A 1,003-nucleotide genomic window follows, 5' to 3' on the forward strand; every position below is an offset into this window, starting at 1 on the left:
AATTACAGCACTTTCCAGTGCTATGAGGTGCAGTAGCAGCAATGAGCAAACCAGTTTCTGAGATATTGGGGATCAATTAATCGAAGAGCAACCGCCAGCAGTTGATCAAGCATTGCGGTAGTGGTAGGAGCAAATCCTAGAACAAACGACTTCAGTTGTGACCACAACAGCTCAATCGGATTGAAATCTGGAGAGTAGGGGGATAAATCAATGACCCGTGCCCCGACTGCTTCAATCTTGGGCACAATGCTGGCTAACTTATGAACTGAGAGGTTATCCATCACGACAACCGCACCAGCCCAGAGTTGAGGAATTAAAAAATGATCGATAAATACGTTAAATGCTGCTCCATCTAGAGACCCATCTAGGGTCATCAAGGCCAAAACTCGATGAACGGTTATTGCTCCGACAGTAGTCACTTTCTTTCCTCGGTAAAATGCCTGCGCCTCTCGTAGTCTTGTCCCCTTCGGTGAACGACCATAGGGACGATTACTCCCCAACAGGAAGCCTGATTCATCCAGGAACACCAAGTTGGCTAGGTCGATACCCTCAATCTCTTGCCAATAGTCAACTCTCAGCCCTTGCACTCTTTCGGTAGCGGCTTGGCTGGCATATCGAGTTTTTTTTACGGGATAGTTTTAATTTGTTTAAACAGCGGTGCATGGCTGATGAGCTAACCCCATGACCCGTCAGTTGTGCAAAGGATTCACACAATTCTTTGAGGGTGGCATCAGGACGCTCTGCCACCAGGTCTCTGACCTGTGCTTGCGCTTCGGCATGACTCAAATGACTCAGCCGAGGTTTCCCTCGATGCTTCAGAGCTAGATTGCCTTTCGTTCGGTACTGCTTCACGAGTTTTTGGACGAGACTTTTGGCCACAGAAAACCGAGCAGCAACTTTGCGGATCGATTCTTGATTGACCAGGTGTGCTGCCACAATCTTTTCTCGGAGATCCACTGAGTAGGCTTTCATGCGTCATCTATCCCTTGGCTTGCTCATCTCT

Annotated in this window: 2 protein-coding genes; both read right to left on the reverse strand. The window is 48.2% G+C overall.

What is annotated here, in order from left to right; all coding sequences use genetic code 11:
- Nucleotides 1–20: 20 nt before the first annotated feature.
- Complete coding sequence (locus VPK24_RS07955) at nt 21–587, reverse strand: IS630 family transposase (protein ID WP_393011966.1); 567 nt, start codon at nt 585–587, stop codon at nt 21–23.
- On the reverse strand, nt 568–972 hold the full coding sequence (locus VPK24_RS07960; RefSeq protein WP_393011968.1) for an IS630 transposase-related protein: 405 nt from the start codon (nt 970–972) through the stop codon (nt 568–570). Before VPK24_RS07960 ends, VPK24_RS07955 begins: the two co-directional genes overlap by 20 nt.
- Nucleotides 973–1,003: the final 31 nt, after the last annotated feature.

The sequence above is a fragment of the Limnothrix redekei LRLZ20PSL1 genome, from assembly GCF_043235035.1.
In the GTDB taxonomy this organism is placed as follows: Bacteria; Cyanobacteriota; Cyanobacteriia; order CACIAM-69d; family CACIAM-69d; genus CACIAM-69d.